Raw genomic sequence first — 18344 nt, 5'->3', positions numbered from 1 at the left:
CTGCCGGGCCCAGCGCTGGCGGCTCAGCTCGCCGCAGGCTTCGCGCTGACGGCGGTCCACTACCACCGCGCCGACCCGCTCGCCGCGCTCGCCGAGCTGCGGGTGGCCCGTCGCGAGGGCCAGACGGTCGTCTTCGCCTCGACCTCGCGCCACCGCCTGACGGACGAGCAGAAGGCGCTCGTCAGAGAGGCCAAGCCCGACCTGCACCTGGCCCTCTGGAACCCCTACGCCGCGTGCGACGTGGACGCGCCCGCGCTCCTCTCCTACGGCTTTCGCCCCGAGGCCTTGGCGGCCGTGGTCGCTTGGCTGCTGGGGCGCGAAGAGGCGAGTGGCCGCCTGCCGGTCAGCTTGGATGCTTGAGCGGTCAAGCCGAGGTGGTGCCCGCCTCTATCCGCCTCATAAACCTCTATCCGCCTCATAAAAACGCGAGATACCCTGGCATCCTGTACGGCGCATAGGGATATCTCGCTTCATCGCAGTCCCAAACCCGGTGGGGATCTGCCAACGTACCCCCGCCCCTCGACCTCAAGGCTACCCCGAGTCGGTGCAGGACATATTGCCGGAGCTTACGAAAACTGAAAGGGTCCAGTGGTCCTGAGCCCAGCTGAAGGGGTCCAGTGACCCTAAGCTCAGCTCGCGCCGTCAGTAGCCGATTCGCGCCAGCGTCCCAGCCACGCGTGCGTCATAAGGCGCGCCGAAGAGGCGGGCGTGGACGAGCAGCGGATAGAGGCTGTAGACCTCCTTGCGCCGCTCGAGAAATCCCTCGCGGCTGGGACGATGTTGACTATAGACTTCGAAAAAACGCCTGCCGAAGGTGTGGAAGAGGGCGATGAAGGCCAGTTCGACCTCGGCGTCGGCGTAGTAGAGGGCCGGGTCGATGAAGGCGGCGATTCGCCCCCGCCTGACGAGCACATTGCCGCTCCAGACGTCGCCGTGGACGAGCGACGGCGCCTCCGGCTCGCCGATGAAGGTGTCCAGGTCATCGACCAGGCGCTCGAGCCTGCCCAGCAGCGTCTCGTCTAGTGTGCCGGCCCGGTAAGCCTCTTGTGCCATAGCCCCGAGGCGCTGCTCGCGGTAGAAGGCGAGCCATGAGCCCGTCCAGGGGTTGGGCTGCACGAGCGGCCCGATGACCGTGTCCTGCTCGAAGCCGAAGCGCGGGGCGCTGAGGCTGTGCAGCTCGGCGAGGAGTTCGGCGGCGTGGGTCTCGGTCGTGGCGCTGACCTTGCCGTCATTCTCGACGTACTCGAGCACCAGCAGATCGTCCTCGGCGTAAAAGACCTGGGGGACCGGCAGGGAACTGCGCTTGGCCAGAAAGCGGAGCATAGCGGCCTCGAGCCCCAAGCTCGCTTCCGGGCCGGGGTCGTACTTGACCACCACCGCGGTCCCATCCGCCAGCCGCGCCCGGTAGACCTCGGCGATACAGCCGCCTCGCAAGGGCTCGAGCCCCTGCACGGCCTCACCCAAGGCCATGCCGATGCGCCCCTCAAGCCCCGGCACGGATCTCGGCCAGCAGCCCCTCCGAGGCGTTCTCGATGAGGTCGAGCACGTGTTCGAAGCCGTCGTCGCCGCCGTAGTAGGGGTCGGGCACCTCGTCAATCTTACTGTCTCCGGCAAAGCTCAAGAAGAGCCTGATGCGGTCCCCGTAACCCACCGGGCAGCGCCGTCGCAGCCACTCGAGGTGACCCTTGTCCATCGCCAGGACGTAGTCGAAGCGCCTGAAGTCGTCCTCCGTCACCTGCCGGGCGCACTGGGCGCTGAGGTCGTAGCCCCTGGTCCTGGCGGCGGCCTGCGCGCGGCGATCGGGCGCCGCGCCGACGTGGTAGTCATGGGTGCCCGCGGAGGCGACCTGAACCCCGTCCGCCAGCCCTTCCCTCGCCACGACGGCGCGAAAGACCCCTTCGGCGCTGGGTGAGCGGCAGATGTTGCCGGTGCAGACGAAGAGAACACGGGTCATACGGTGTTCTATCACAAAGAGCCGTGTCCATGTAGTGTAGCAGAGCGGGCAAACCTTGATAGCTCGGAGCCGACTGCCAACGCCCAAGTGACCTTCATGGTGTCAGGCTCGAGTCCGTCGGTCGCGGCATTCGCTGGACAAGCGCCCGCCGATTGCGTAGACTCGAGCCATGAAAGCCCACGCGCGCAAGCGAACACCGCGCAGCCACAAGTGGCAGCACCAGCGCTGGTAGCCTTGCCAAGCGCGGCTTACCCTCAATCACCCTCACAATTCGAGCTTTAACCTATGAGCTTTAAGCTATGGAGGTATCATGCTCTTTCCTTTACCCAACGAGCGTGGCCGCTTCGGCCTGTACGGTGGCCGTTACGTCCCCGAAACCCTGATTCCCGCGCTCGACGAGCTGACGAGCGAATACCACGCGGCGCAAGATGACGCGGCCTTTCAGCGGGAGCTCGAGCATTACCTGAAGACCTTCGTGGGCCGGCCCAGCCTGCTCTACTTCGCCCAGAACCTGAGCCGGCGCGCGGGCGGCGCCAAGATTTACTTAAAGCGCGAGGACCTGAACCACACCGGCGCGCACAAGATCAACAACACCATCGGCCAGGTGCTGCTCGCCAAGCGCATGGGCAAGGAGCGGGTGATCGCCGAGACGGGCGCGGGCCAGCATGGCGTCGCCACCGCTACGGCGGCCGCGCTCTTCGGCCTCCGCTGCGTCGTCTACATGGGCGAGGAGGACATCCGCCGCCAGGCCTTGAACGTATTCAGGATGAAGCTGCTGGGCGCCGAGGTCCGTCCGGTCACGAGCGGCACCCGCACCTTGAAGGACGCCACCAACGAGGCCATTCGCGACTGGGTGACGAACGTCCGCGACACCTTCTACGTGATCGGCTCGGTGGTCGGACCGCACCCCTACCCGATGATGGTGCGCGACTTTCAGAGCGTGATCGGCTTTGAGACGATGGCGCAGCTGGAAGCGCTCGAGGGCCGCCGGGTTCCCGACGCGGTGGTGGCCTGTGTGGGCGGCGGCTCGAACGCCATCGGCCTCTTTGCGCCCTACGCCTACCTGGACGCCGCCGAGCGCCCCCGCCTGGTCGGGGTCGAGGCGGCCGGTCATGGCCTGGACAGCGGTGCCCACGCCGCCAGCATCTCGGCGGGCAAGCGCGGCGTCCTGCACGGCGCCATGATGTACCTGCTCTACGACGGCGACGGTCAGATCAGCCCGGCGCACTCCGTCTCGGCCGGCCTCGACTATCCCGGCGTCGGCCCCGAGCACTCCTATTACGCCGACGCCGGGCTCGCCGAGTATGTCGGCGTCAGCGACGCGGAAGCGCTCATAGCCTTCAGGGCCCTGAGCGAGATCGAGGGCATCATCCCCGCGCTCGAGACCTCGCACGCCATCTTTGAAGCGATGAAGATGGCGGGGAACATGGGTAAGGACGGGGTCATCGTCGTCAACCTCTCGGGCCGTGGCGACAAGGACGTCTCGGAAGCGATGCGCGTGCTCGAGATGGAAAAAAAGATGGAGAGCGCCGCGTGAGCCGGATCAGCAGGGCCTTCGCGCAGGCGAAAGGGGAGGGCCGCGCCGCCTTCATTCCCTACCTGACGGCGGGTTTTCCCGACAAGGTGGGCTTTTTCGAGTGCGCCAGGGCACTCCTGGAGAGCGCCGACATCTTGGAGGTCGGCCTGCCCTACTCCGACCCTTTGGGCGACGGCCCCACCATCCAACGCGCGTCGGAGCGGGCCCTGGCGCAGGGCACCACCACCAAGGATGTGTTGGAGGCGGTGCGCGCCTTGCGCCGGGACAGCGACAAGGCGCTCGTGGTGATGTCCTATTACAATCCCATCTACTGCTATGCGGGAGGTGGCGAGACAGGCTTCGTGCGCGACCTCAAGGCGGCCGGAGCCGACGGGGTCATCCTGCCCGACCTGCCCCCGGACGAAGGGGAGGCCCTCACCCAAGCGGCGCGCGAGCACGACCTGGACACGGTCTTTCTGGTGGCGCCCACCTCGACCCGCGCTCGGCTCGAGCTCGTCACCCGTGCCTGCCGCGGTTTCGTCTACGCCGTGTCGGTCACGGGGGTGACCGGGGCCAGAGGCGGCGCGTCAGAGGGCGTGCCCGATCTGGTCAGGCGCGTCAGGGAGGTCAGCGACCTGCCCGTCGCGGTCGGCTTCGGCGTCTCGAGTGCGGCCACGGCCCGGCCGGTCGCCGAGGTGGCCGACGGCGTGGTGGTCGGCTCGGCCTTGATCGCCGCCATCGACGGGGGCGAGGACGTGGCCGCGCTCGCGGGGGAGATCGCGCTCGCCTGCCGGCGCGGCGTGCCCAGCGACGTTTAGCGCCCCGAGGGCAGAACCCGGACGGCGCCGCCCAAGAGCGCGTAGGCCTGGGGCGAGAGCAACAGGTCGGCGTCGCCGTACCGCGCCGGGTCGTCGTCCACCACCCTGACCAGGACCGGGTGTGGCGCCCCCGCGGAGGTCAAAAAGACGAGCTCGCCGAGCGCGTGGTGCCGTGACACCGCGTCGAAGCCGGCCAAGTGGCGGTCGGTGCGGGCGAGCAGGGTCGCGTCCAGGCTGCGGGGCGGCTCGAGCTCGAGCCGCACCCGGCTCGTGCCCGGGCCGATCATGCCGAGCCGCTCGGCGGCGGCCTCGGACAGGTCGATCACGCGCTCTCCCACGAAGGGACCGCGGTCGTTGATGCGGATCACGGCGCTCCGGCCGTTCTCCAGGTTGGTGACGCGCACGAGCGTATTGAACGCCAGCGTGCGGTGGGCGGCGGTCATCTCGCGGGCGGTATAGACCTCGCCGTTGGCGGTCAGGCGGCCGATAAAGCCGGGGCCGTACCAGGAGGCGACGCCCTCTACGGGGAGGGCTTGGCTGAGGTGGGCGGGAACCGTGGCCGCATGCGGCTCGTGCGTGTCCGCCGCGGGCGCGCAGGCCGCTGTCAGCAGGAAGAGAGCCGTTGCCCTACCCAATGCCGTGATGCGCCGCATGGCTTTACTATGACGCCCCGGCGGCGGCGGGGATGCCAAGAATCCGACAAGGCGGCGCTCGGTGACGTGGCCGCCCTCAGCTCAGGCTTCGCGCCGGGCCCCACACGGGCGCGGGCTTTTCTCGCCCAGCTCAGTTTTGACTTCGCCTCGAGAGCTCCTGCTGACAGCGGGTGAAGAGCTCGAAGGTATTGACTTGGACCTCGCCCTCGGCAAAGGCCGCCTCGCAGCAAAGGATGAGTTCGTGCAATTCCTCTACGGAGAGCGTGTGCAGCTGGTCGATACCCGCTTCGCCGGGCACTTTGGAAAGGTCGTTGAGAGGTGGCACCCGTCCAGGCTAGCAGCCGCACGCGCGCCCCGGAGTGCGCCAGTCACAACAATCACCCCAGTCACAATGATCACCCCAATCACAATGATCACCAGGCTGTGCCGCGTGGCGAGCGGTATCACGCCTAGGGCTGCCCAGGCAGTAGAATGCAGGGATGGAGATTCGTAACTTTTCGATCATCGCGCATGTGGATCACGGCAAGTCCACCCTCGCCGACCGCATCATGGAGCTCACCCAGAGCGCCCCCGACCGCAACAAGCGCGATCAGATGCTGGACACTTTGGAGCTCGAGCGCGAGCGCGGCATCACCATCAAGGCCAGCCCGGTCAGGCTCACCTACGAAGCCAAGGACGGCAAGAAGTACATGTTCAACCTGATCGACACGCCCGGCCACGTCGACTTCAACTACGAGGTGTCGCGCGCCCTGCGCGCCTGCGAAGGGGTCTTGCTGGTCATCGACGCCAGCCAGGGCGTCGAGGCGCAGACGATTCAAAACGCCTACTTAGCGGTCGACAACGGCCTCGAGATCCTGCCGGTCGTCAACAAGATCGACCTGCCCAACGCCGACCCCGAGGGGGCGGTCGCGGAGCTCGAGGAGGTCGTCGGCGTCTCCGGCGACCATGCCGTGGCGGTCTCGGCCAAGACCGGCGAGAACGTGGAGGCGGTCCTGGAGGCCATTGTCGCGCACCTGCCCGCGCCCGGCGGCGAGCGCGAGGCGCCCTTGAGCGCCCTCATCTTCGACGCCGTCTACGACTCCTATCAGGGCGTCATCGCGCTGATCCGGGTGATGGACGGCGTGGTCAAGCACGGCGACAAGATCAAGGTGGTCTCGACCGGCAAAGCCTTCGAGGTGGACAAGGTGGGCTCGTTCGAGCCGGCGCTGACGGTGGCGGGCGAGCTCGGCCCCGGCGAGGTGGGCTGGCTCACCGCCTCCATCAAGAACATCGAAGACACCCAGATCGGCGACACCATCACCTTTGCCGAGCGGCCCACCAGGAACGTCATCCCCGGCTTCAAGCCCGCCCGCCCGGTCGTCTTCAGCGGCCTCTACCCGACCGTCACCGACGACTACCCCAAGCTGCGCGAGGCGCTCGAGAAGCTCGGCTTGAACGACGCCGCCTTTACCTTCGAGCCCGAGACCTCGGAGGCTTTGGGCTTCGGCTTTCGCTGCGGCTTTTTGGGCCTCTTGCACGCCGACATCGTCCAGGCGCGGCTCGAGCGCGAGTTCGACCTCGCGCTCATCGCCACCGCGCCGGCGGTCGTCTACGAGGTGAAGCTCTCGGACGGCTCAAGCGAGCGCATCCAGAACCCCGCCGAGCTGCCCCCGCCCGACCGCATCGAGAGCATTTTCGAGCCCTGGGTGCGCCTCAGCGTCTACCTGCCCGAGGAGTACGTCGGCAACATCATGGGCCTCTTGCAAGAGCGCCGCGGCGAGATGAAGAACATGGTCTACCACGGCAAGCGCGTCGAGCTGCGCTACGAGGTGCCCTTCGCCGAGATCCTCTACGACTTTCACGACCGTTTGAAGAGCCTCTCGAGGGGCTACGCCAGCATGGACTACGAGCCGCTGGAGTACCGCGAGGGCGCCCTGGTCAAGATCGATATCCTGGTGAACGAGGAGAAGGTCGACGCGCTCTCGGTGATCGCTCACCGCGACAAGGCCTACGCGCTCGGCCGCAAGATCGTCGACAAGATGGTCGAGGTCATCCCCCGGCAGATGTTCGCGGTGCCGGTGCAGGCGGCCATAGGCGGCAAGATCTTGGCGCGGGCGACGGTGCGGGCCTTTCGCAAGGACGTGACCGCCAAGTGCTACGGCGGCGACATCACCAGAAAGCGCAAGCTCTTGGAGAAGCAGAAAAAGGGCAAGGCGCGCATGAAGCAGCTCGGCAACGTCGAGGTGCCGCAGGAGGCCTTCTTGGCGGTTCTGGCGGCGGACGAGTAGAGCGGTGCCTGCGCGATAGTGCGGGGGTGCCGCAGCTAGGCAATACAGGCGAGGGCGTGAGCGAGACGGCGTGGCCTTGAAGGAGCCGACCGACCTGCGCGGGCTCCTGGAGAGCGTCGTCGCCAGGCTCTCTACCTCAAGTTGGGGTGAGCGACCATGGGCGCGGTGAGCCGGGCGCGGGAGTTGGGGCTGGTCTAGCTAGAGCTTGAACTGCCCTCCTTCTTGAAAGAGCTCGCCGTCCAAGTACATCGCCCCGCCTTGCCGCAGGTCGCAGATCATGTCCCAGTGGATGGCCGATTCGTTCGTGCCGCCCGTGGTGGCGTAGGACTGGCCCAGCGCCAGGTGGACGGTGCCGCCGATCTTCTCGTCGAAGAGGATGCTCCTGGTAGGCACTTGGATGTTGTAGTTGGTGCCGACGCCGAGTTCGCCCAGATACTTGGCGCCCTCGTCGGTGCTCAGCTGCGACTGAAGCAGGTCGTCGCCCTTGTCGGCCCTGGCCTCGACCACCCGGCCGTTCTCGAAGCTCAGCCGGATGCCCTCGACCTCCACGCCGTTCACCGCGCTCGGCACCGCATAGGTGATGACGCCGCTGGCGCTGCTCTCGACAGGTCCGGTGAAGACCTCGCCCGAGGGCATGTTGTGGCCGGCGGCGCTGTTGATCCAGGTGCGGCCCTTCACGCTCATGCGCAGGTCGGTCCCTGCGGCGACGATGCGGACCTCGTCGGCCTCTTTCAGACGGTCGATGACGCGCGCCTGGTAAACCTCGAGCTCCGCCCACTTCGCCACCGGGTCGTCGTCGAGGAGGAACATGGCGTCATAGACGAACCTTTCGTAGTCGTCTAAGCTCATGCCCGCGTCCTGGGCGCCCGCCTGGGTGGGGAAGAGGGTGCCGCACCACTTGGTGTGGTTGACGCGGTGGTTCTGCACCGGGCGGTTGCGCTTGGCGAGCCTCGAGAGGCGCGACTTGTCGGCGCCTTGCAGCGCCCGGCTGTTGGCCGCGCCGCCGATCCTCAGCCAGGCCTGCATCTGCTGGACCTCGCGCAGCTCCACGGTGGGCTCCGCCTCGAAGTAATCCTCGGGGGCGAGCTCGAGGAGGTCTTGGGTCCAGGCCGGGTAGTGCATGCGCAGGTGCGGGATGCCCCCGGCGCGCAGGACTTCGCGGGCCACAGGGCGAGCCATCACCTCGGCGGTCGTTTCCAGGTTGATGCTGACGTTGTCGCCGGGCTCGACCCTGAGGCAGGCTTGGGTGAGCAGCTTGGCGTACTTTTCGTGAAGGGGATGAATCATGAACAGAGCGTAACATGTGGGGCTTTGTGGGTTGTCATTAGCAGCGGACGCTTGTCTTGGCAGTGCCTGCGCCGGTGATGCCGGTGGAGCGGAACGATCTCACTCCCTGTACCTTGCCATGTCAGCAGTCAGGGTGGTGAAGGAACTCGTGACCCTCGAGCCGAGCTTGTAGCTCGAGCGGGTTGGCGCTCGAGGTTTAAAGCGCTCGTGCGGCAGACGGGCCGGAAGACCGCAGAAATGCCAGACGATCCACTGCAACGGTGTGATGCAGCCTCGAGAGCGGCTTGGGCGTTCGGTGGTGCAACGAAGGACGAAAAAGCGACCGCTTAAGACGTGCCCATACCCTCAGTCACTGCGCGGTAGCAACCCCTGCACAACCGTCTCCAGTACATCGTGGACCAATTGCTCCTCTGCCTCTCGGGAACCTTCTTCTCCTAAAAACTGCGCCCAATACGCTTTCTGAATCCTGGCCCCGCCCGACCCTATGGGCGACCATCGTAGGCGATACCGAACGCCTCGAGCGCTTGTTCAGTGATTTGAGCGCTCAAGAGGTTGTGGGTATTCTGGAAATCCAGCGAGCTAGAGAAGCGCAAGAGCAGCCAGGGAATGAGGATTAGCTGTAGAGGGCAAAAAAAGAAGCGCCAAAAAGCGCGCTGATAGTTCTGAGAATACACCAAGATGCACTATTCGTCAAGAGCTTGCAGTTGACGGGGTCGAAGAGAGGCAAAACCGGACCGGTTCAGGCCCGGTTTTCGTCTGGGTAGGGTTTTCGTCTGGGTAGGGCTCAGGCCCCGTGCAGCTTGCGCTCGATGAAGACCCCGCCGAAGGCGCCTAGGAGCAGGGCGGGCAGGACGAACAGGAGGTTCAAGGGATAGGGCTGCAAGCCGTCTAGGAAGACCTTGGCGAGCTCGAGGCCGAGCGCCAGCGTCAGGCCGGAAAAGACGCTGGCGTAGAGGGCGCGCCTTCCCAGGCCGCGGCCCAAGAACCAGCGGCAGGCGAAGTAGCCGAGGGTTATGTAGAGCAGGCCGTTCATGAAGGTGTCGGCCAGGGTGGGTTCGGCGGGCGCGAGAAAGGCGCCGTAACTGACCACCAGGACGTTGACGAGGGCGAGAACGCCGATGAAGCGGTTTCTGGGCCTCCCTGCTTCGCCCGGTCGCGTCTCGCTGGGCGCGCCCCCGACGGCGGACGGCTTGATCTCGGGTTTTGTCACGGTCCTGCGGCTCTCCCGCTTGGCGCTTACCTTGGCGAGTCTGGCGGCGCGCTTGTCGGCCTTTTCCCTTTCCTTCTTCTTCTCCGATTTTTCGCTGATACGGCGCATCTGGCGGTTCATAGTGGTCCCCTTCTATTCCTCGAGCGAAGCAGCGTCAAGGGCGGACAGCCCTAAGGTCCTATTGTCTCATAGATGGATCGGGCACGACGTTGGGCCACACCGTGCGTTCTGAAGGCTGCAGAGTGGGAAAATGGCAAGCGAGAACAGCAGGCCGGTATTTGGCCCGTTCCCTCGCCGACGCATCAAACGCGCTTGACATTGCTCCCCCAAACCCTTTAGACTAGCCGATGTTTGGGGCTGTGGCGCAGTTGGGAGCGCGTCTGAATGGCATTCAGAAGGTCAGGGGTTCGAATCCCCTCAGCTCCACCAATCGAGCCTGCGTTTGAGAGACTGGCCGTGGCCGGTCTCTTGCAGTGCTGCAAGGTGCGGGCTGCAAGGTGCGGGCTCAAACGTTCAGGCAAGGCGGCAAAAGGCGAGCGTAAGAACCGCAGGGCGGTTCGCGGAGGTTGACAAGATGTTTGCGATTGTTCAGAGTGGCGGCAAGCAGTACCGTGTGCAGGAGGGCGACCTCGTCCGCTTGGAGCTTCTCCCGGCCGAGCCCGGCGAGACCGTCGAACTGCCCGTGATGATGCTCGGTGGCGACGGGGTCGCCAACGGTATCGAGGTCGGCAAGCCGCTCGTGAGCGGCGTCAGCGTTCAGGCCGAGGTCGTCGGCCACGGCCGTGGCGAAAAGATCTATATCTATAAGTTCAAGGCCAAGGCGAACTACCGCCGCAAGACCGGCCACCGCCAGTCCTACACGGAAGTCCGCATCAAGGGCATCGACAACAAGGCTAACGGCGCCAAGATTATCGACGAGACTATCGGCGACGCTACCGTCAGCAGCCCTGTGGTCAACGCTCCCATTATCAACGGCTAAAACTCGGAAAGGATAGGTCATGGCACACAAAAAAGGCGTAGGCAGCTCCAAAAACGGCCGCGACAGCCAGTCCAAGCGCCTCGGCGTCAAGCGCTTCGAAGGTCAGGTCGTGGCGGCGGGCAACATCCTCGTCCGCCAGCGCGGCACCAAGTTCAAACCCGGCTTCAATGTCGGCCAAGGCAAGGATTTCACCTTGTTTGCTCTCAGGAAGGGCATGGTGAAGTTTCACGACAAGGGCGCGCGGGGTCGCTTCATCAGCATCGAAACGAATTAGAATCGGCTTCAGGCCGAGGCGGGCGCGCTCAGGCGCGCCTTTTTCTTTGGCCGCCTTTGTGCAAGTTAGGATGGAACGATGGCTTTTCGAGACGTTATAGAAATTACCGCGCAGGGCGGCAAGGGCGGCGACGGCGGCCTGTCGTTCTTGCGCCTCAAGTACATTCCCAAGGGCGGCCCCGACGGCGGGCACGGCGGCGACGGCGGCAGCGTCCTCTTGCACGCGGTCGAGAACGTCACCTCGCTCGACCGCCTCGTCGGCAAGCGCGTCTTCAAGGCGGAGACGGGCGGCCAGGGCGAGGGCCGTAACCGCGCCGGGGCGCAGGGCGCGGATCTCACCGTGGACGTGCCCGTCGGCACGGCGGCCTACGACGTGGCGACGGGCGAACTCGTCGCCGACCTCATAGAGGTGGGACAGACGGCGCTCGCCGCCAGGGGCGGCCTGGGCGGGCGCGGCAACTCGTCGTTTGCCTCCTCGACGCGCCAGGCGCCGCGCTTCGCCGAGTTCGGCACGCCCGGCGAGAAGCGGCGGCTCCGGCTCGAGCTCCGCTCCATCGCCGACGCTGGCCTGGTAGGCTATCCCAACGCCGGCAAGTCGAGCCTGCTGGCGGCCTTGTCGAACGCCAGGCCCGAGATCGCCTCCTATCCCTTCACCACCTTGACGCCCAACTTAGGCGTCATCGAGCGCGGACACGAGCGCCTTACCCTGGCCGATATCCCCGGCATCATCGAGGGCGCGCACGAGGGCAAGGGCTTGGGCCTCGAGTTCCTGCGCCACATCTCGCGCACCCGCCTGCTCGTCTACGTCCTGGACATCGCCGAGGCGCCCGGCGAGAACCTGGCGGCGCTCCAGAGCGAGCTGCGCGAGTACGACCCCAAGCTGCTCGAGCTGCCCGCCATGATCGTCCTCAACAAGACCGACCTGGCCGCCCCGGAGGAGGTGGAAGGGGAGACCAAAGAGCTTACCGAAGCGGGCCTGCCGGTGGTGGCGGTGTCGGCGCTCGAGGGCAAGAACCTGGCTAGCCTTGTCGATACCCTCTTCGAGCTGCTGCCCGAGCGACCCGCGCTGGCAAGGCTCGAGAGGCCCACCGAGAGGGTCAGGGTGGATCACCTCCGCGTCGAGCGCGAGCATGGCGGCCAAGACTGGCGGGTGCGCGGCGGCGAGGTCGAGGCGCTGGTGGCGCGCTTCGACCCCAACAACCACGAGGCCGTCAGCTACCTCCACCGCCACTTTCTGGGCATGGGCCTGGCCAAGCTGCTTAAAAAGGCCGGCGTCCAAAACGGCGACAACGTGTGGATCGGCAATGCGGTCTTCGAGTACTTCGACGAGGAAAGGGGCGAGGAGGCCGAGGCGCGTTAGCCTCGCCCGGTTGCTCAGCGGCGGCTCACAGGGTTCATAAAGGCGTCACAGGGTTCATAAAGGCAAAGGAAGAGCGAGGAGCGCACTTTGAGGAGGTTACGCCCTCGCCTGTCTCCACAATAGACCGGTTGCACGCCCGCTGGATTGGAGAACCTTTAGCTTTTCTTCATACTTCCGCGGCCTAGAGCAGCTTGGCGTCGTCGGGCTCGACCGCCAGCGGCCCCTCGCGCAGCCCGCTCAGCCACGGCGCCCCGGAGGTTCAGGTTCTAAGCCGGACTGGGCCGCCCTTCGGCGCGGCGCATGCGCAGCCACTGCGACAGATAGACGAGCGCGTATAGGCTGGCGCCGATGAGGTCGGTCGTCCAGGTCGGCTGGATGAGCATGAAGGCGACCGCCAGGAGCACGAGCCGCTCGGGGAGGATGGTCCGAGTCATCACGAAGCCCTGGGTGCCCGCCGAAAAGGCGAACATGCCTATCACCGCCGAGACGAAGATGTGCAAACCGGCCAGCCAGCTCGTCACCCCGACCAGGAGCAGGCCGGTGTTGAAGATGAACATGAAGGGCAAGATGGCCGTGCGCATGTCGTAAATAAAGGCCTGAATGCCGGTCTTGATGGGGTCGGTGCGGGCGATGGCCGCCGCGGCGAAGGCGGCTAAGCCCACAGGCGGGGTGTCGTCGGCCAGGATGCCGAAGAAGAAGACGAAGAGGTGCGCGGCCAGGAGCGGAAAGCCGAAGCCAAACTGCTGGCCCAGGTTGTAGATGATCGGCGCGGTCAGGGTGGCCATGACGATGTAGTTGGCCGTCGTCGGCAGGCCCAGGCCGAGGATCAGGCTGGTGATGGCGGTGATGATGAGGACGATGGTGAACTGGGTGAGGTTCTCAAAGGCCAAGACGTTGCCACCCAGAAGCTCGACGAGCGGCACGGTGACGAGGCCGACCAGGCCGGCGAGAACCCTCGAGATCGTCTCGATGATCTCGGTGAGGCGCAGGCCCAGGCCGGTCAGGTTGACGGTGCCGACGATGATGCCCGCCGCCGCCACGGCCACGGCGATGCCGACCATGTTGCGGGCGCCCGCCTCGAGCCCGGCGATCAGGCTCTTTACACCGTCCACGAAGGCCGGCCCCACGGGCCTCCCGGTAAAGAGGGCCTTGACGGGCTCCTGCGCGAGCATGAGCACGGCCAGCGCCGCGATGGCCTGCATGACCGCGAAACCCGGCGAGACGCGCTCGATAACCAGGGCGTTGACGAGGATGGCGATGGGGACGAGGTAGTGAACGCCCCACAAAAAGGTCTTCAGCCGGCTCGGCAGCTCGGCGCGCGGCAGGCCCCGCAGGCCGAGCTTGAGCGCTTCTAGGTGCATGATGTAAAAGAGCGCCACGTAGGCGACCACCGCGGGCACAAAGGCGGCGCGGACCACTTCGAAGTAGGGGATGCCCACGAACTCGGCGATGATAAAGGCCGCCGCGCCCATCACCGGCGGCATGAGCTGGCCGTTGGTGGACACCGCGCACTCCGCCGCCGCCGCCTTGTGCGGCGGGTAGCCCGAGCGCTTCATCAGCGGAATCGTGAAGGTGCCGGTGGTGACCACGTTGGCCAAGGACGAGCCCGAGATCATCCCGGTCAGGCCCGAGGCGACCACCGCCGCCTTGGCCGGCCCGCCCCGGTAGACGCCCAGAAACGAGGTCGCCACGTCGATAAAGTACTTGCCCGCCCCGGCCTTGTCGAGCATCGAGCCGAAGAGCACGAACAGAAAGACGAACTGCGTGCTGACGCCCAGGGCGATGCCGAAGACGCCCTCGGTGGTGATGTACATCTGGCTGACGATCCGCTCCAAGGAGTAGCCGCGGTGCGCTAAGATGTCGGGCATAAAGGGCGCCAGCCAGGGAACCGCGCCGCGCGGCCCCACCAGGGCGTAGAGGATAAAGACCCCGGCGATGACCGCGAGCGCCGGGCCGAGCGAGCGCCGGGTGGCCTCCAAGAGCAGGAGAATCGTCACCGAGCCGAGCACGACCTCGCGGGGGATGGGAATGCCCTGGCGCATCTGGATGCCGGCGAAGTCGAAAACGAGATAGAGCGCGCCGAGACCGGCTATGATGGCCAAGATGTAGTCGTACCAGGGAACGCGGTCGCCTCGGCCGCCCTTGCGCGCGGGGAAGACCAAAAAGGTGAGGACGATGGCGAAGGCGAGGTGAATGGCGCGGGCGCGGTAGGCGTCGAGCACGAAGACGCTGGCGATGCTCAACTGAAAGAGCGACCAGCCGATGGCCAGCGCGAAGATGAGCCAGCCCACCCAGCCCACCGGGTTGCGCCCGCCAACCTCGGCCTCCTCGACCAAGAGCCGCGCTCTCTCCGCCGCGGCCCCGTCGATGACCGAGTCATCCTTGACGAGCGGCGCGGCAGGCTTTACCGGTACGGGGACCGCGTCCTCCTTGCGGTGCTCCTTCCTCTTTTTCGCCATGATCCTCCTCGAGCAGCTTCACGACCCTCAAATTGGCTTGTCAAATCAGCTGTTATCAAATAGGCTTGCCACATCATAGCAGAACCGCGCTCGAGCCTTGGCGAGAAAAGATGGCAAGCCGTCACCCCTTGTGCCATCAAGGGGTGACGGCGGCCAGGGCTTAGTCGATCATGCCCGCTTCGCGGTAGGCGCGTTCGGCGCCGGGGTGCAGCGGCGCGCCGAGGCCGGAGAGAAAGTCCTCCTCGGTCAGGCCGGCGAGCGCGGGGTGGGTCTGCTGGAAGGTCTCCAAGTTGTTCAAGACCGCGGTGACGACGTTGTAGACCACCTCGTCGTCTAAGTCGGTGGTGGTGGCGAAGAGCGCCTTGACGCCGAAGATGGTCACGTCCTCGTCGATGCCGCTGTAGGTGCCGGCGGGCACGGTGGCGAAGGCGTAGTAAGGGAACTCCTCGATGAGGCCCTCGAGCTCGGGCCCGTCGAGCGGCACCAGGGTGATGTCGGTGGTCACGGCGATGTCCTGGATGGCGGCGCCGCCGATGCCCACGGTGTAGAAAAAGCAGTCGAGGCGGCCGTCGCGCAAGAAGTCGGGGGCTTCGGCGGGGCGCAGGTACTCGGCCTGAAGCTCGCCTTCGTCGATGCCATAGACCTCGAGCACGGCCTGGACGGTGTTCAAGATGCCCGAGCCGGGGGGGCCCAAGTTGATCGAGGTGCCCACGATGTCCTCCAAGCTCTCGACGCCCGCCTCCTGACGGCAGATGAGGTGCAGGGGCTCGGCGTGGAGACCCATGACGGTGCGCAGCCTCTCGACGGGTTCACCCTCGAACTCGGCTTCGCCGTTGTAGGCCTGGTAGACCACATCGGACTGGGCCAGGGCCAGGTCGAGCTCGCCCGCGGCCATGGCGCGGACGTTGAAGACCGAGCCGGCGGTGGACTCCACCGTCAGGCGCAGGCCGACGTCGGCCTCGTTGACGAGGCGCGCGGTAGCGCCGCCGACGGGATAGTAGACGCCGGTGACGCCGCCGGTGCCGATGGTGAGAAACTGCCGCTGGGCCAGGCCGAAGCCGAGCACCGACAGTGCTAGCGTGAGGACGATGAGGGACGATCGCTTCATGATAACCTCCTTGGTCGAGCGGAACCGCTGAAAGAGTCGATCCGCCCCATAGCTCTTTGCGTTGTCTTGCTGACGTTACCGCCTGCGTGCAGGCGCCTGTGGTGATGCACCCCCGTTATAGCACTTGAAAATTTTGCCTGTCAAATCGCTGTTCATAATGTCCTCGAGCCTTTGTCCTGTTTCACCTTGTCCTGTTTCACCTTGTCCTTTTGTTCTTTTGTCCTCGAGGGCTTGATTTTCGTCCCTCCATCCTGTACACTAGAGATACCTTAAATTTTAAGGTGATGCCTATGAAACCACTCTCGCCCAAACAACGCAGCGTCCTCGAGCGCCTCCAGAGCATCCTCGACAAGGCCGGCGGCCTGCCGCCCGTCGCCGACCTGGCCCGGGATATGAACATGCACTATGTCTCCTTGCGCCAGCACCTCCAGGCCCTCGACAAGAAGGGCTACCTCTCCTTTGCGAGCCGGGGCGTCGGCCAGTCGCCGGAACTCAGGCTGAAGGGCGCGGGGACGGTGCCGGTGCTCGGCTCGATTCCGGCGGGCTTGCTCTCCGACGAGAGGCAAGACCTCGAGGGTTACTTGCCCATCCGCTCCCGGCCCGGTCTCTTCGCCCTGCGCGTCTCGGGCGACTCGATGGCCGACCTCATCCAGGACCGCGACGTGGTCCTGTTGCAGAAGGGCGCTAAGCCGGCCTCGGGCGACATCTGCGCCCTGCGCGTGGCCGACACCGAGGTGACGCTCAAGTACCTCGACTGGTCGCGGGGCAGCGAGGAGGCGCTCTTGCGCCCGCACAACCGGCGCTACCCCGTCCTCAAGGTCAGCCCCGAGGAGATCGTCGTCGAAGGCGTCTACCGCGGGCTCTTGCGGGGCGAGCTGACCGCCGAGCTTTTCGAAGCCCCCAACTGAAGCCCAACTGAGGTGTAGCACCGTGATGCACTGGTCCCCAATCCCTCAACCAGCTCCTCCAAGAGGTCCAACGAAGGGGCGCTCGAGGCCCCAGGTGAGGCCCGCTAGGGCCTAGGGCTAGTGCCCTTAACCTGGACTCTCACCCTGGCTATCCGCCACCGCAAGCCCTAGCGGCGCGCCGTCCGCCAAGACCCCGCGCCCTGGTATCCGTACCCGGAGGAAAGAGCATGAACCATCCCGCACGAACCTTTCACCGCCTCATGGCCGCCTGGCACCAGGACGCCGGGCAGGAGGCCATCGACGTCCTGGCAGCTGATATGGCCGCTTGCATTGCCGCCTCGGGCGGCCTGGCCTGCGTCGGCCTGGTGCGCAGCGACGCGGTGCGGCGCCTCTTCGGGCTGGCCTGCTTTTTGGACGGCTACGGGCTCACCCTGCGCCAGCGCTACATCAAGGACCGCGCCTGCGCCCTTGTCTACGCCGAAGTGCAGGCGTCCAGGCCGGAGTCGGAATACGCCGGCGCCGTGGTGAGCGAGCGTGCCCGGCACCCCGAGCTCGAGCGGGTGGCGGCATGAAGCCCGCACGCTGCCTCCGCTGCCAGGGCGAGGGACTCATCTACAGCCCGCGCGAGCACTACGACCTCAGCCTGGACGGCTGGTTTTGCGACTGGCTCGAGGACCCCTGCCCCGACTGCCTGGGTCAGGGCGTCCTCGAGCTCGAGCAGGACCCGCCCGAACTGGAGCGTGCCGCATGAACCGAGACGATACCGCAACTATAGCCACAGCTACCGACTGGAGCGAGCTCTTGAAGAGGCTCGCCGAACCCTTTCCCGAGTCCGCCGTCTACTGGCGCGTCGGCAACGTCTCGCGCGACAAGAAGCGCGCCCAGGCGCTGCCCTACGCCGACCCGCGCGTCTACGAGGATAGGCTGAATGCGCTCGTGCCCGGCAACTGGAGCGTGAGCTTCAGACCCTGGGGCGACGCGCGCATCATCTGCGAGCTGAGCATTCACGGGGTGACGCGCTCCAGTACCGGCGAGGAGAACGACGGCTTCGCGCCCGGCACCGCCGCCGAGGCGCAGGCCTTCAAGCGCGCCTGCTCCAAGTTCGGCCTGGGCCGCTATCTCTACGACGTGGACGCGCCCTGGCTCGCTTACGACGACGACCAGAAGCGCCTCCTGGAGACACCCAGGCTACCGCAGCGCTTTCTGCCGCAGGCGGGCTCGGTGAACGGCTCTAGCCGTGGGCCTAGTGGCCCTGAGCCCGCGCCGACCTTACCCGCCGAGCGTGCCGAAGCCATGCACCGCGAGATGGGCAAGCTCGGTTTTAGGCGCGAAGAGCAGTTCGCGCTGGTGAACGGGGTCCTGGGCGCGTCGGTCGAGACCTTCACCGTGCTCACCGAGGACCAGGCGATGCAGGTCTGGCACGAGGCCAAGCGGCAGGCTAGCTCACGGCGGCCGCCGCCCGGGACCCAGGTGGCGGGCGCGGCGGCGCGGCCCTGAGCGCGACTGCCCGACCGGAAGCTCCGGCCCGTGCTGCTCCGGGCCAGGGTGCGTC

Annotated in this window: 18 protein-coding genes, 1 tRNA gene and 1 pseudogene; 12 read left to right on the top strand and 8 right to left on the bottom strand. The window is 66.1% G+C overall.

Going from position 1 to position 18344, the window contains the following annotated elements:
- The coding region (locus M3498_05550) for a beta-N-acetylhexosaminidase (GenBank protein MDQ3458751.1) at positions 1-360 on the top strand (360 nt) is incomplete at its 5' end.
- A 282-nt stretch (positions 361-642) separates the two neighbouring features.
- Here M3498_05550 and M3498_05545 read toward each other — a convergent pair.
- Together M3498_05545 and M3498_05540 are read right to left on the bottom strand one after the other, a co-directional pair.
- Complete coding sequence (locus M3498_05545) at positions 643-1497, bottom strand: fructosamine kinase family protein (protein ID MDQ3458750.1); 855 nt, start codon at positions 1495-1497, stop codon at positions 643-645.
- On the bottom strand, positions 1484-1954 hold the full coding sequence (locus tag M3498_05540; GenBank protein MDQ3458749.1) for a low molecular weight phosphotyrosine protein phosphatase: 471 nt from the start codon (positions 1952-1954) through the stop codon (positions 1484-1486). The genes M3498_05545 and M3498_05540 overlap by 14 nt, the downstream gene beginning before the upstream one ends.
- A gap of 310 nt (positions 1955-2264) precedes the next feature.
- Between M3498_05540 and trpB the strand changes: the two genes are divergently transcribed.
- Positions 2265-3491 (top strand): tryptophan synthase subunit beta, encoded by a 1227-nt coding sequence (gene trpB / locus M3498_05535; protein ID MDQ3458748.1) that lies wholly within the window; start codon positions 2265-2267, stop codon positions 3489-3491.
- Positions 3488-4288 carry a tryptophan synthase subunit alpha gene (gene trpA / locus M3498_05530; GenBank protein ID MDQ3458747.1) on the top strand — a complete coding sequence of 267 codons (801 nt, stop codon included), beginning with the start codon at positions 3488-3490 and terminating at the stop codon, positions 4286-4288. The genes trpB and trpA overlap by 4 nt, the downstream gene beginning before the upstream one ends.
- 248 nt (positions 4289-4536) lie before the next feature.
- Here the strand turns inward: trpA and M3498_05525 are convergent.
- Both M3498_05525 and M3498_05520 read right to left on the bottom strand, forming a co-directional pair.
- A pseudogene (locus M3498_05525) lies at positions 4537-4812 on the bottom strand (septal ring lytic transglycosylase RlpA family protein).
- Positions 4813-5071: 259 nt separating this feature from the next.
- Positions 5072-5266 carry a hypothetical protein gene (locus M3498_05520; GenBank protein ID MDQ3458746.1) on the bottom strand — a complete coding sequence of 65 codons (195 nt, stop codon included), beginning with the start codon at positions 5264-5266 and terminating at the stop codon, positions 5072-5074.
- Positions 5267-5420: 154 nt separating this feature from the next.
- On the opposite strand from M3498_05520, the gene lepA reads away from it, so the two are divergent.
- Entirely contained in the window at positions 5421-7208 is a 1788-nt protein-coding gene (gene lepA, locus M3498_05515) for a translation elongation factor 4 (GenBank protein MDQ3458745.1), read from the top strand.
- Positions 7209-7406: 198 nt separating this feature from the next.
- Here lepA and M3498_05510 read toward each other — a convergent pair whose 3' ends face one another.
- Together M3498_05510 and M3498_05505 are read right to left on the bottom strand one after the other, a co-directional pair.
- Positions 7407-8495, bottom strand: a complete 1089-nt coding sequence (locus tag M3498_05510) for an aminopeptidase (protein MDQ3458744.1) — start codon at positions 8493-8495, stop codon at positions 7407-7409.
- 784 nt (positions 8496-9279) lie between these two features.
- A complete protein-coding gene (locus M3498_05505) occupies positions 9280-9813 on the bottom strand; it encodes a hypothetical protein (GenBank protein ID MDQ3458743.1) in 534 nt (177 codons plus the stop codon).
- 245 nt (positions 9814-10058) lie between these two features.
- Here M3498_05505 and M3498_05500 point away from each other — a divergent pair.
- The 4 genes from M3498_05500 to obgE all read left to right on the top strand — a co-directional run bounded on the left by M3498_05500 (position 10059) and on the right by obgE (position 12317).
- Positions 10059-10134, top strand: a tRNA-Ala gene (locus M3498_05500).
- Between the two features lie 145 nt (positions 10135-10279).
- Positions 10280-10684: a 50S ribosomal protein L21 gene (gene rplU, locus M3498_05495; GenBank protein MDQ3458742.1), complete on the top strand. Its 405-nt coding sequence runs from the start codon at positions 10280-10282 to the stop codon at positions 10682-10684.
- A 19-nt stretch (positions 10685-10703) separates the two neighbouring features.
- The gene (gene rpmA, locus M3498_05490; protein MDQ3458741.1) at positions 10704-10958 is read left to right on the top strand and encodes a 50S ribosomal protein L27; all 255 of its coding nucleotides are present in this window, start codon (positions 10704-10706) and stop codon (positions 10956-10958) included.
- A 78-nt stretch (positions 10959-11036) separates the two neighbouring features.
- Positions 11037-12317 (top strand): GTPase ObgE, encoded by a 1281-nt coding sequence (gene obgE, locus M3498_05485; GenBank protein ID MDQ3458740.1) that lies wholly within the window; start codon positions 11037-11039, stop codon positions 12315-12317.
- Positions 12318-12583: 266 nt separating this feature from the next.
- Here obgE and M3498_05480 read toward each other — a convergent pair whose 3' ends face one another.
- Entirely contained in the window at positions 12584-14776 is a 2193-nt protein-coding gene (locus M3498_05480; GenBank protein MDQ3458739.1) for a TRAP transporter permease, read from the bottom strand.
- 160 nt (positions 14777-14936) lie between these two features.
- A complete protein-coding gene (locus tag M3498_05475; GenBank protein ID MDQ3458738.1) occupies positions 14937-15884 on the bottom strand; it encodes a TAXI family TRAP transporter solute-binding subunit in 948 nt (315 codons plus the stop codon).
- Between the two features lie 290 nt (positions 15885-16174).
- Between M3498_05475 and M3498_05470 the strand changes: the two genes are divergently transcribed.
- The 4 genes from M3498_05470 to M3498_05455 all read left to right on the top strand — a co-directional run bounded on the left by M3498_05470 (position 16175) and on the right by M3498_05455 (position 18289).
- On the top strand, positions 16175-16792 hold the full coding sequence (locus tag M3498_05470; GenBank protein MDQ3458737.1) for a hypothetical protein: 618 nt from the start codon (positions 16175-16177) through the stop codon (positions 16790-16792).
- A 227-nt stretch (positions 16793-17019) separates the two neighbouring features.
- Entirely contained in the window at positions 17020-17364 is a 345-nt protein-coding gene (locus tag M3498_05465) for a hypothetical protein (protein ID MDQ3458736.1), read from the top strand.
- Entirely contained in the window at positions 17361-17543 is a 183-nt protein-coding gene (locus M3498_05460) for a hypothetical protein (GenBank protein MDQ3458735.1), read from the top strand. The genes M3498_05465 and M3498_05460 overlap by 4 nt, the downstream gene beginning before the upstream one ends.
- On the top strand, positions 17540-18289 hold the full coding sequence (locus M3498_05455) for a hypothetical protein (GenBank protein MDQ3458734.1): 750 nt from the start codon (positions 17540-17542) through the stop codon (positions 18287-18289). Before M3498_05460 ends, M3498_05455 begins: the two co-directional genes overlap by 4 nt.
- Positions 18290-18344 lie beyond the last annotated feature (55 nt).

It is taken from the genome of Deinococcota bacterium (assembly GCA_030858465.1).
Classification (GTDB): Bacteria; Deinococcota; Deinococci; order Deinococcales; family Trueperaceae; genus JALZLY01.
This window is presented reverse-complemented; position numbering and strand designations above follow the sequence as displayed.